3 protein-coding genes are annotated in these 13,986 nt (G+C 42.2%); all 3 read left to right on the forward strand.

The genetic code is table 11. The features are described 5' to 3' along the window. The first annotated feature begins 389 nt into the window (after nucleotides 1-389). The 3 genes from AABK36_RS05810 (at nucleotide 390) to AABK36_RS05820 (ending at nucleotide 13,952) form a co-directional block, all read left to right on the forward strand. Nucleotides 390-4,826, forward strand: coding sequence for a T9SS type B sorting domain-containing protein (locus AABK36_RS05810; RefSeq protein ID WP_338390311.1), 4,437 nt, complete (start codon nucleotides 390-392; stop codon nucleotides 4,824-4,826). 105 nt (nucleotides 4,827-4,931) lie between these two features. Next, nucleotides 4,932-9,374 (forward strand): T9SS type B sorting domain-containing protein, encoded by a 4,443-nt coding sequence (locus AABK36_RS05815; RefSeq protein WP_338390312.1) that lies wholly within the window; start codon nucleotides 4,932-4,934, stop codon nucleotides 9,372-9,374. 99 nt (nucleotides 9,375-9,473) lie between these two features. Beyond that, nucleotides 9,474-13,952 (forward strand): T9SS type B sorting domain-containing protein, encoded by a 4,479-nt coding sequence (locus AABK36_RS05820; protein ID WP_338390313.1) that lies wholly within the window; start codon nucleotides 9,474-9,476, stop codon nucleotides 13,950-13,952. Nucleotides 13,953-13,986: the final 34 nt, after the last annotated feature.

The following is a 13,986-nucleotide window of genomic DNA, read 5'->3' on the forward strand; positions in this document are numbered from 1 at the left end:
TTATTTTCTGAATTAATGTGATTTTATCTTAATTTTTTAACGATAATTAGATGTGCCTTTGAAATAAAATTTTGTAAAAAGCTAGTTAAACTAATTTTATGTTAACAAACTAGGCTAGTATTAATTTATCTATTAATTCTAGGAAGGAGATTTTTGATTTTTTGTTAATGTAAGTTTTTGTTGATAATCAAAGTCTAAAATAATGATATAAGCGAATTTTGATAGAGCGATTGCCTGATTTATATGTAAATTTTTATTTATATGAAAAATTAGTACTGGAAATGCTCTGGTTTTTTCTTTAGCTTATGTTATTGATTCATGTGATAATTTAATGATAATTTAGACTTTCCCCTATGGCTAAAAAAATACTAAATTTAATTTTTCTTTTTTTGCTATTAACCTTTTCTACTCCTGTATTTCCTCAAAATAATTTTGATGGTTTTAAGTGTAGTGGAGCTCTTTATCAAATCTATGGAAAAGGAGGTGGTTATAGTTTAGCAAAACTAGTTGTAAACCAAGAAACTAATAAAGTTGCAATTGAGGATGAATTTACTTTGCCAAGCAAATATTCAAAAATTAATTCTGCGGCTTATAATGTTAAAGATGGTTATATCTATTTTGTCGCTAGATTGAAAGATAGCTCAGGAAAAGAAATTCCAGAGTTAATATTAAGTCGAATAAAGATAGACCTTTCTAATAATTCATTCAAGACGGAGGATTTAGGTAGAATAATAGCTTCTGATAATAATAATCCCTGGTATTATGTCGGAGAGATTGATTTTGACGGGAATTATTGGTTGATGAGCGCAACAGAGCAAAAATTGAAAGTTCTACGATTGCAGCAGCTATTGGATGATTACAAGGAGCAAGGTAAGCAGTTGCCTTTTACAGAGCCATTATTGATTGAAAATATGTTCAATAATATAAAAATAGGGGCGAATGTAAGTGATTTTGTAATGAATCCTGATGATAATAAATTGTACGGCTGGGACAGGGATAAAAGAAGGTTAGCGAAAATTAACCCATATACAACTGATCCAACAAATATTGTTGAATTTGTAGGCCCGGTTGAACGATTTACAGGTACTGGGGCTACTTATTTTGTAGATGGAATGTTTTGGGGCTACACAACTGATCCAAATTATAATACTCAACAAACATCAATCATTATTGTAGATCCTGAAACAGGAGTTGTGGTAAATGCAGACCCTAATGATATATCAAGAGGTCCTGCTACAGGCCAAAACGACGGCTGTTCTTGCGCTTATGTTTTTGAGTTGTCCACTTCAGTTAGCCAGACGGATTTTTGCTTGGGAGCTGAGCATGAGTTTGAGATTTATTTTGAGATTACGAATAAGACTAAGCAGGATATTAATAATTTGGAGTTGAACTATATTTTGCCAGAAGGCTTTGTTTTCACCACGAATATGATGGCGATGAACGCTGATGGAGAGTATGAGTTGATCCCGGAAGTAGATGGAGTTATTAATAGTGGGATACAAGGTAGTACAGAAATAAACTCTAGCAATTCATCATTTAACTATAAATATGATGAAGATTCGGATGTTTATAAGATGAAGGTTGGCGTTAAGGTTTATGATAGTTATGAAAAAGTTGGTGAGCTTGTTTTAGGTAAAAGGATCTTGGACAACACGGTTCCAGCGGATGAGCAAAAAGCTACAGCCATGATCCCTTTGTTTTCAAGCAAGCATGGCAGCGGTTTTAATGGTTACGAGAATGCTTACTCGGACAGTTTAAAGCTTAATTTTTATGAAACGCCACGATTCTCTGATAATGATCCTTTGAAGCTAACCCGAGATGGAAAGGTCTGTGGTACGGAGATGACATTGGATTTTCCGATGAGTGTTTTGACGGTTGCGAGCACGGATTTGACCGCAGAAGAGGAGCATAAGGTTTATGTCGCGAGTATATTGGATGCAGATGGTCTTGACGCTTCGTCTAAGGTTGAAGTTGAGTACTTAGCGCAAGATGCTGAGGCAGGAGTTCAACAAGTGAAGTTGAGCATTTCTGATGCTGCGAACTATGGCAGCTATACTATCAGTTGGGTAGAGGACAACGGCACATGTTCGGATGGCTTTGATTCTGAGATTCGTTTTGACGAGTCAGTTTTGCCTCAGATCTTGACAGTGGATCAATTGTATTGCAGCAGCAGTATGACAGAATCGTTCGAAGCCGCCACTATTGATTTGACAGCAGCGATGACTGCTAACGGAGCTTATACTCAATGGGAAGTTGCTGTTGATGAAGGTGAGTCTTATACTTCATTGGATTTTAGCATGAGCACCATCAAAGGGAATCTGACGCAAGTGAGGTATTTGCCGTCTGATCCGTCGAGTGTTGTATTTGATTTGAAAAGAACCTTTCGCAATGGCGAATGCGTGAGCGAGTCTGTTTTGGAAGATATTGTTTTTGACGCGCCGGTGTATGCGAGCATCGCTTCGCCTCCAGGTCCAGAAGGTATTTGTATAAATGAGGCGGGTGTTGAGCAGTTGGTCACGCTTTCAGGCGTCAAGCCGGACCATGGGACAGGAGTTTGGTCTGTCGAAAGTCCTGCGGGAGCGATTGATGCTGAGCAGCAAGGCGACGATTATGTGATTAATTTGGGAGGCACAGCTCCCGGTCAATATACATTTGTTTGGACTGTTGCCAATGGTTCTTGCGAAGAGAGGGCTTCAACGGAGGTCATCTTCCATGAAAACGTTGATATACAGCTTCAAATGTCTCCTGAAATATGCGGAGATGAAATCTTGCTTGACGCTCAAGCGAATGCTGACAGTTATGAATGGAGCAAGATTTCCGGTCCTTCGGGCTGGTTGGAGTTTGAGGACATTAATTCAGCGAGCACGAATGTTAAAGTCTCGTCTTTCGGAGAGCATGTATTCAAGCTGAGCGTTGATCGTGGCGTTTGCCATAACGAGCAGGAGGTTTCGGTTCGTTTTGATCGTCCTGTTTCAGTTCAGTTGTTCTCCTCCAAGGATCTTGATGGCGTGATTTGCGGCGATGCTGTAGAGGTTGTTGTCAATGAGCAGTTGGACAATGACGGAAATCCATTGTCACCGAATTGGGACTACACGCTTTCGGCGGATTTTGAAGTTGAAGCGACAAGTTCTTTGAAGCGAGTATTTGATTTGAGCGCAAGTTCATCTCAAGGAGTTATGGCTGTTGGAGCTTCTTATGATAATGGCGTTTGTTTTGCGGAGGCAGTTCCGGTTAGTTTTGAATTGGCCAAAGCTGTTTCCGAGATTGAGCCAATGGATCCTCCTTTCGAATGCTTGCCGCCGAGTGATTTGGGTACTGCTGAGTCGGCTGTTTCTTTTAGGGCCAAGGGCACAGCAGGATTTGCCGGAGTTTGGGAAATTGTAACGAATGTTCCTTCATCTGATGGGCAGTTGAGCGCAGAAATAGTTCCGGGTAGTGTTGTGCATCATCCAGACGGCAGCAGTGAGGTGTCGGTGATGGCGAACGCGTATGGCGAAATTCAGGTGAAGTATGTTGTTGAGGTCAATGATAAATGTCAAGCGGAGGATCAGATATCATTTAGCTTCAGGCAGGCATTGTCAGGACTGGAGATGAGTGTCTTTGCCGAGGAGGAATTGGAAGACGGAGCTAGAGTCAATGAAGGGACTACTTTGGGCTTTCATTCATCAGCGGGAGGCATCAGTGATTTCAGGTGGAACAAGGACGGCTTGTTTGTTTACCAGGTTAATGAAACTACGACGGCTTATCAGGATGCGCCGTCTGCAGACGCGGTTTATGAGGTGTCGGCTGTGAATGCGTTTGGTTGTGGGGCTTCGAGGAGTTTTAATATCTCTGTAAACAAGCGCCCTGTGTTGCGCAATGATCATGGCGAGGTTTTGAATACGGAAGTGTTGGTGTTGGATATTTTGTCTCAGGATGAGGATGAGAATGAAGTAGAACTGAAGGTTGGCTTGACTTTGTCTGATTTGACGCAGAACGGCGTTGATTTGAATCCGAATACGGCGGCTGTTGAGACGGAGTATATTGAGACGACTAGCGAAGGTTTGGAGCTTTGGCGTTACGAGCTTCAAGCGGATGGTAAGTTGAAGTTCACGCCTAATCCTGAAGCTGGTTTTGTGGGCCCTGCAGTGATAAGATATACGCTTACGGACAAGGAAGGAGCTCAATCTTTTCCGGCTTATGTTCGCGTGCATGTGTACGGAGCTCCTGTAGCTATCTCTGATACCGTGGAAGTTATTGGCGGTCGCGAGGTCGTGTTTGATTTGGTTTATCCTATAGATAGAGCTCAGGATTGGGATCCTGACGATGATTTGTTGGTTTCAACGATCAAGTTGTTGTCGGAGCCAGAGTCTGGCTTTGTGGTTGATTTGGATCCATCGACGGGAGCGTTGATTTACCAATCGATAGAGTTTGTTGATATGCCTGAGCGAGAGGCGAATGATGCTGACCAGCGCAAGCGTGTGGAGTTTATCTATGAGATTTGCGACAGCAAGAACAATTGCGATACAGCTAAGGTGGTGATTTATGTTTTGGACGATAGGATTTCGATTCCCAATGTGTTCACACCAAATACGAAAGACGGCTATAACGATACATTTGTGATCAAGGGAGTTGAATACTACGAGACTCGCAGGTTGCAGATTTTCAATCGATGGGGCAAGCTGGTTTATGAGAATGAGCGTTATGACCAGTCATGGGATGGTCGCAGCAATGTAGGCAATGAGTTTGAAGGCAATGTTCTGAGCAAGGGGACTTATTTTTATGTGCTGGACTTGGATGATCAGGAGCAATACAAGTACTCGGGCTGGGTTTATATTGCGGATTAAAGAGATTGTAAACAGGCTGGCTAATTTAAGTCGGCCTGTTTATTTACACTTCAGAGATACTTACACAGGACTTTATTGATTAGAAAACACCTAAACACTATTAATATGATAAAAAGGTTTACTATACTTTTATTCTTAATGGGAGTCGTCTCTCAATTATCCTTTGCCCAATCCACCTTTGATGGCTTTAAATGTAGTGGAGCCCTATATCAGGTGTATCAAGATAAATCAGGACGATGTGTTTTAAGCTATATCGATGTTCAAGAAACAGGCGATGGTAATGTTACAGGTGAGTTTATAGAGGTGTATGAGCTTCCTTTTCCTTCTACAGATGTAATTAATGCCGCTGCTTATAATGTTGTGGATGGTTATATTTATTTTTTAAGAACTAGTGGTGGTAGAAGGTCGATAAATCGAATTAGAAGAGATATTGTTAATGATGGTTATATTGTTGAGCTCGTCGTAAACCTGAGAAATAATAATGGGGCTTATAATTTAAATCAACAATATAATAATGGAGAGTTTGATTCAGAAGGAGTATACTGGTTGAGAGGTAATTTTGATTATGTTGTAACTCTGGATATTAGTACTCTTACTAGTGGAAAAGCTTTACCCTTAGCTGGTGAATATGAATACGACTTGAAATTTGATCTAAGAGGTAGAGGACTTCCTCCTACTGGCGATTTTGTTTTAAACCCTGAAGATGGAATCTTCTATGGTTGGGATTGGCAAAGTAAAAGATTTGTAGCATTTGATCCATCAAAAGATGTTGATCAAGCATTTACATATATTGGTGGTGTACCTCCAGTGTATCAAAATGTAGATAGGGTGATTATTGGTGCTACATACATGGTTAGAGGCAAGTTTTGGGGGTATGGAGTAGGGGCGAGTCCTGGTGAATTAGTCGAGATTGATATTGAAACAGGTGAATTAACAATTCTTGATTCACCAGGTATTCAAACCAACCAAAATGATGGTTGTTCATGTTCTTATGTTTTTGAGCTGGAAACCTCAATAAGTCAAACTGACTTTTGTGTTGGGGAATCAAATGAGTTTGAAGTGTTTTTTGATATCAATAATAAAACTAAAAAAGATATTGAAAACCTTGAGTTGAATTACATCCTTCCAGAAGGCTTTGTTTTTACAACAAATATGATGGAGCGGAGAGCTGATGGAGAATATTATGAAATAGGGCAAACAGGTGATGTGCTTAATGAAATAAAGGGAGAAACTGAAATTAATTCATCAAACTCATCATTTGTATATAAATATGACCCTAGTCAAGATATTTATAGAATGAAGGTGGGGGTGAAAATATATGAAGATTTTAAGGGAACGGGACAGATAGTACTAGGCAAGAGAATTTTTGATAATACATTAGAAGAAAGCGAACAACAAGCTACAGCCATGATTCCTTTGTTTTCAAGCAAGCATGGAAATGGATTTAGTGGATATGATAATGCTTATGCTGATAGTTTAATAATCAATCTGTACGAAACGCCACGATTCTCTGATAATGATCCTTTGAAGCTAACCCGAGATGGAAAGGTTTGCGGTACGGAGATGACATTGGATTTTCCGATGAGTGTTTTGACGGCTGCGAGCACGGATTTGACCGCAGAAGAGGAGCATAAGGTTTATGTCGCGAGTATATTGGATGCAGATGGTCTTGACGCTTCGTCTAAGGTTGAAGTTGAGTACTTAGCGCAAGATGCTGAGGCAGGAGTTCAACAAGTGAAGTTGAGCATTTCTGATGCTGCGAACTATGGCAGCTATACTATCAGTTGGGTAGAGGACAACGGCACATGTTCGGATGGCTTTGATTCTGAGATTCGTTTTGACGAGTCAGTTTTGCCTCAGATCTTGACAGTGGATCAGTTGTATTGTAGCGACAATATGACAGAACCGTTCGAAGCCGCCACTATTGATTTGACAGCAGCGATGACTGCTAATGGAGCTTATACTCAATGGGAAGTTGCTGTTGATGAAGGTGAGTCTTATACTTCATTGGATTTTAGCATGAGCACCATCAAAGGGAATCTGACGCAAGTGAGATATTTGCCGTCTGATCCGTCGAGTGTTGTATTTGATTTGAAAAGAACCTTCCGCAATGGCGAATGCGTGAGCGAGTCTGTTTTGGAAGATATTGTTTTTGACGCGCCGGTGTATGCGAGCATCGCTTCGCCTCCAGGTCCAGAAGGTATTTGTATAAATGAGGCGGGTGTTGAGCAGTTGGTCACGCTTTCAGGCGTCAAGCCGGACCATGGGACAGGAGTTTGGTCTGTCGAAAGTCCTGCGGGAGCGATTGATGCTGAGCAGCAAGGCGACGATTATGTGATTAATTTGGGAGGCACAGCTCCCGGTCAATATACATTTGTTTGGACTGTTGCCAATGGTTCTTGCGAAGAGAGGGCTTCAACGGAGGTCATCTTCCATGAAAACGTTGATATACAGCTTCAAATGTCTCCTGAAATATGCGGAGATGAAATCTTGCTTGACGCTCAAGCGAATGCTGACAGTTATGAATGGAGCAAGATTTCCGGTCCTTCGGGCTGGTTGGAGTTTGAGGACATTAATTCAGCGAGCACGAATGTTAAAGTCTCGTCTTTCGGAGAGCATGTATTCAAGCTGAGCGTTGATCGTGGCGTTTGCCATAACGAGCAGGAGGTTTCGGTTCGTTTTGATCGTCCTGTTTCAGTTCAGTTGTTCTCCTCCAAGGATCTTGATGGCGTGATTTGCGGCGATGCTGTAGAGGTTGTTGTCAATGAGCAGTTGGACAATGACGGAAATCCATTGTCACCGAATTGGGACTACGCGCTTTCGGCGGATTTTGAAGTTGAAGCGACAAGTTCTTTGAAGCGAGTATTTGATTTGAGCGCAAGTTCATCTCAAGGAGTTATGGCTGTTGGAGCTTCTTATGATAATGGCGTTTGTTTTGCGGAGGCAGTTCCGGTTAGTTTTGAATTGGCCAAAGCTGTTTCCGAGATTGAGCCAATGGACCCTCCTTTCGAATGCTTGCCGCCGAGTGATTTGGGTACTGCTGAGTCAGCTGTTTCTTTTAGGGCCAAGGGCACAGCAGGATTTGCCGGAGTTTGGGAAATTGTAACGAATGTTCCTTCATCTGATGGGCAGTTGAGCGCAGAAATAGTTCCGGGTAGTGTTGTGCATCATCCAGACGGCAGCAGTGAGGTGTCGGTGATGGCTAACGCGTATGGCGAAATTCAGGTGAAGTATGTTGTTGAGGTCAATGACAAATGTCAAGCGGAGGATCAGATATCATTTAGCTTCAGGCAGGCATTGTCAGGACTGGAGATGAGTGTCTTTGCCGAGGAGGAATTGGAAGACGGAGCTAGAGTCAATGAAGGGACTACTTTGGGCTTTCATTCATCAGCGGGAGGCATCAGTGATTTCAGGTGGAACAAGGATGGCTTGTTTGTTTACCAAGTTAATGAAACTACGGCGGCTTATCAGGATGCGCCGTCTGCAGACGCGGTTTATGAGGTGTCGGCTGTGAATGCGTTTGGTTGTGGGGCTTCGAGGAGTTTTAATATCTCTGTAAACAAGCGCCCTGTGTTGCGCAATGATCATGGCGAGGTTTTGAATACGGAAGCGTTGGTGTTGGATATTTTGTCTCAGGATGAGGATAAGAATGAAGTAGAACTGAAGGTTGGCTTGACTTTGTCTGATTTGACGCAGAACGGCGTTGATTTGAATCCGAATACGGCGGCTGTTGAGGCGGAGTACATTGAGACGACTAGCGAAGGTTTGGAGCTTTGGCGTTACGAGCTTCAAGCGGATGGTAAGTTGAAGTTCACGCCTAATCCTGAAGCTGGTTTTGTGGGCCCTGCAGTAATAAGATATACGCTTACGGACAAGGAAGGAGCTCAATCTTTTCCGGCTTATGTTCGCGTGCATGTGTACGGAGCTCCTGTAGCTATCTCTGATACCGTGGAAGTTGTTGGCGGTCGCGAGGTCGTGTTTGATTTGGTTTATCCTATAGATAGAGCTCAGGATTGGGATCCTGACGATGATTTGTTGGTTTCAACGATCAAGTTGTTGTCGGAGCCAGAGTCTGGCTTTGTGGTTGATTTGGATCCATCGACGGGAGCGTTGATTTACCAATCGATAGAGTTTGTTGATATGCCTGAGCGAGAGGCTAATGATGCTGACCAGCGCAAGCGTGTGGAGTTTATCTATGAGATTTGCGACAGCAAGAACAATTGCGATACGGCTAAGGTGGTGATTTATGTCTTGGACGATAGGATTTCGATTCCCAATGTGTTCACACCAAATACGAAAGACGGCTATAACGATACATTTGTGATCAAGGGAGTTGAATACTACGAGACTCGCAGGTTGCAGATTTTCAATCGATGGGGCAAGCTGGTTTATGAGAATGAGCGTTATGATCAGTCATGGGATGGTCGCAGCAATGTAGGCAATGAGTTTGAAGGCAATGTTCTGAGCAAGGGGACTTATTTTTATGTGCTGGACTTGGATGATCAGGAGCAGTACAAGTACTCGGGCTGGGTTTATATTGCGGATTAAAGAGATTATTGAATAAGAACTGGTAATATGCTAGTTCTTATTTTTTGCTATTATACTTTTTTGAAAGTACGAACACGAAACACAATTATATAAACAGGCATGGGAAAGAAGTTTACTCTGATTTTATTTTTAATATCAATACTGTACAATGCAAGTGAAGCACAGTCAAACTTTGATGGTTTTAAATGTAGCGGTACATTGTTCCAAATATATGAGAAAGATATAGGCGGAGTGAAAAATTTTTATTTCGAAAAATTGGATAAAGTTGTTACTGAAATAAATGGGGAAATTCAAGAAGATGTTGTCTTTACTACTTTAAAAAAATTTGAAGGCTCAGAAAATGGGATTTCTTTAAATTTTGATAGAGCAAATGCTGTAGCTTATAATGTGAAGGATGGATATATTTATTTTGTTGGAAGGGTAAGAGGTACATCGCAAACTTATATATATAGAATTAAGAATGACCTTAATGAAGGAGGATATATTATTGAAAAATTAGGTAAAATTGCTAGTTTTTTCAACGTTGGTGAAATAGATTTTAATGGAATTTATTGGTTAGGAAATGGAGGGACAAATTTGAAAAGAGTAGATTTGGAAAAATCACTCGCAGAAATAGAAGAGCAAAATATAATTAATCCGAATAGTTATACTTTCCCTCTAGAAACTATAGTTAATCAAAATCTAAATTTAAGTTATGGGGATTTTGTTTTTAACCCTGATGATAATTTTTTGTATTGTTGGGATGCGGAAACAAAGCGTCTTGCTCGATTTGATCCTTATGCTGATAATCCTAGGGCAACAGTAGATGCATATGGAGAGGTGAAAAATAGATTTGGAGGAGCAGGCTCTACATATATCGTTAATGGAGAGTTTTGGGGTTTTGGTCCAGATAGTCAACATAAAGATGGAATAGGTGGACAAACTTCAATTTTTAGGATTGATCTTGAAACAGGAAAATATCTGGGTGTTTCAAATGGAAGTCAAGTGACAAGTAAAAACGACGGCTGTTCTTGCGCTTATGTTTTTGAGTTGTCCACTTCAGTTAGCCAGACGGATTTTTGCTTGGGAGCTGAGCATGAGTTTGAGATTTATTTTGAGATTACGAATAAGACTAAGCAGGATATTAATAATTTGGAGTTGAACTATATTTTGCCAGAAGGCTTTGTTTTCACCACGAATATGATGGCGATGAACGCTGAAGGAGAGTATGAGTTGATTCCTGAAGTAGATGGAGTTATTAATAGTGGGATACAAGGTAGCACAGAAATAAACTCTAGCAATTCATCATTTAACTATAAATATGATGAAGATTCGGATGTTTATAAAATGAAGGTTGGCGTAAAGGTTTATGATAGTTATGAAAAAGTAGGTGAGCTTGTTTTAGGTAAAAGGATCTTGGACAACACAGTTCCAGCGGATGAGCAAAAAGCTACAGCCATGATCCCTTTGTTTTCAAGCAAGCATGGCAGCGGTTTTAATGGTTACGAGAATGCTTACTCGGACAGTTTAAAGCTTAATTTTTATGAAACGCCACGATTCTCTGATAATGATCCTTTGAAGCTAACCCGAGATGGAAAGGTCTGCGGTACGGAGATGACATTGGATTTTCCGATGAGTGTTTTGACGGTTGCGAGCACGGATTTGACCGCAGAAGAGGAGCATAAGGTTTATGTCGCGAGTATATTGGATGCAGATGGTCTTGACGCTTCGTCTAAGGTTGAAGTTGAGTACTTAGCGCAAGATGCTGAGGCAGGAGTTCAGCAAGTGAAGTTGAGCATTTCTGATGCTTCGAATTATGGCAGCTATACTATCATTTGGGTAGAGGATAACGGCACATGTTCGGATAGCTTTGATTCTGAGATTCGTTTTGACGAGTCTGTTTTGCCTCAGATCTTGACAGTGGAGCAGTTGTATTGTAGCGACAATATGACAGAATCGTTCGAAGCCGCCACTATTGATTTGACAGCAGCGATGACTGCTAACGGAGCTTATACTCAATGGGAAGTTGCTGTTGATGAAGGTGAGTCTTATACTTCATTGGATTTTAGCATGAGCACCATCAAAGGGAATCTGACGCAAGTGAGGTATTTGCCGTCTGATCCGTCGAGTGTTGTATTTGATTTGAAAAGAACCTTCCGCAATGGCGAATGCGTGAGCGAGTCTGTTTTGGAAGATATTGTTTTTGACGCGCCGGTGTATGCGAGCATCGCTTCGCCACCAGGTCCAGAAGGTATTTGTATAAATGAGGCGGGTGTTGAGCAGTTGGTCACGCTTTCAGGCGTCAAGCCGGACCATGGGACAGGAGTTTGGTCTGTCGAAAGTCCTGCAGGAGCGATTGATGCTGAGCAGCAAGGCGACGATTATGTGATTAATTTGGGAGGCACAGCTCCCGGTCAATATACATTTGTTTGGACTGTTGCCAATGGTTCTTGCGAAGAGAGGGCTTCAACGGAGGTCATCTTCCATGAAAACGTTGATATACAGCTTCAAATGTCTCCTGAAATATGCGGAGATGAAATCTTGCTTGACGCTCAAGCGAATGCTGACAGTTATGAATGGAGCAAGATTTCCGGTCCTTCGGGCTGGTTGGAGTTTGAGGACATTAATTCAGCGAGCACGAATGTTAAAGTCTCGTCTTTCGGAGAGCATGTATTCAAGCTGAGCGTTGATCGTGGCGTTTGCCATAACGAGCAGGAGGTTTCGGTTCGTTTTGATCGTCCTGTTTCAGTTCAGTTGTTCTCCTCCAAGGATCTTGATGGCGTGATTTGCGGCGATGCTGTAGAGGTTGTTGTCAATGAGCAGTTGGACAATGACGGAAATCCATTGTCACCGAATTGGGACTACGCGCTTTCGGCGGATTTTGAAGTTGAAGCGACAAGTTCTTTGAAGCGAGTATTTGATTTGAGCGCAAGTTCATCTCAAGGAGTTATGGCTGTTGGAGCTTCTTATGATAATGGCGTTTGTTTTGCGGAGGCAGTTCCGGTTAGTTTTGAATTGGCCAAAGCTGTTTCCGAGATTGAGCCAATGGACCCTCCTTTCGAATGCTTGCCGCCGAGTGATTTGGGTACTGCTGAGTCAGCTGTTTCTTTTAGGGCCAAGGGCACAGCAGGATTTGCCGGAGTTTGGGAAATTGTAACGAATGTTCCTTCATCTGATGGGCAGTTGAGCGCAGAAATAGTTCCGGGTAGTGTTGTGCATCATCCAGACGGCAGCAGTGAGGTGTCGGTGATGGCTAACGCGTATGGCGAAATTCAGGTGAAGTATGTTGTTGAGGTCAATGACAAATGTCAAGCGGAGGATCAGATATCATTTAGCTTCAGGCAGGCATTGTCAGGACTGGAGATGAGTGTCTTTGCCGAGGAGGAATTGGAAGACGGAGCTAGAGTCAATGAAGGGACTACTTTGGGCTTTCATTCATCAGCGGGAGGCATCAGCGACTTCAGATGGAACAAGGATGGTTTATTTGTTTATCAAGTTAATGAAACTACTGCGGCTTATCAGGATGCGCCGTCTGAAGACGCTGTTTATGAGGTATCGGCGGTGAACGCGTTTGGATGCCCAGCTTCGAGAAGTTTCAATATATCCGTAAATAAGCGTCCAGTGTTACACAATGATCATGGCGAGGTTTTGAATACGGAAGAATTGGTGTTGGATATTTTGTCTCAGGATGAGGATGAGAATGAAGAGGAGTTGAAGATAGGCTTGACATTGTCAGATTTGACGCAGAATGGCATTGATTTGAATCCGAACACGGCGGCTGTTGAGGCGGAGTACATTGAGACGACTAGCGAAGGTTTGGAGCTTTGGCGTTACGAGCTTCAAGCGGATGGCAAGTTGAAGTTTACACCTAATCCTGAAGCTGGTTTTGTGGGCCCTGCAGTGATAAGATATACGCTTACGGACAAGGAAGGAGCTCAATCTTTTCCGGCTTATGTTCGCGTGCATGTGTACGGAGCTCCTGTAGCTATCTCTGATACGGTGGAAGTTGTTGGCGGTCGCGAGATCGTGTTTGATTTGGTTTATCCTATAGATAGAGCTCAGGATTGGGATCCTGACGATGATTTGTTGGTTTCAACGATCAAGTTGTTGTCGGAGCCAGAGTCTGGCTTTGTGGTTGACTTGGATCCATCGACGGGAGTGTTGATTTACCAATCGATAGAGTTTGTTGATATGCCGGAGCGAGAGGCGAATGATGCTGACCAGCGCAAGCGTGTGGAGTTTGTCTATGAGATTTGCGACAGCAAGAATAATTGCGATACGGCTAAGGTGGTGATTTATGTTTTGGACGATAGGATTTCGATTCCCAATGTGTTCACACCAAATACGAAAGACGGCTATAACGATACATTTGTGATCAAGGGAGTTGAATACTACGAGACTCGCAAGCTGCAGATTTTCAATCGATGGGGCAAGCTGGTTTATGAGAATGAGCGTTATGATCAGTCATGGGATGGTCGCAGCAATGTAGGCAATGAGTTTGAAGGCAATGTTCTGAGCAAGGGGACTTATTTTTATGTGCTGGACTTAGATGACCAGGAGCAGTACAAGTACTCGGGCTGGGTTTATATTGCGGATTGACAGAATTGAAATAGGGTTATATAAATTGAACGAG

Origin of the sequence: Aureibacter tunicatorum, assembly GCF_036492635.1 — a bacterium.
Taxonomy (GTDB): Bacteria; Bacteroidota; Bacteroidia; order Cytophagales; family Cyclobacteriaceae; genus Aureibacter; species Aureibacter tunicatorum.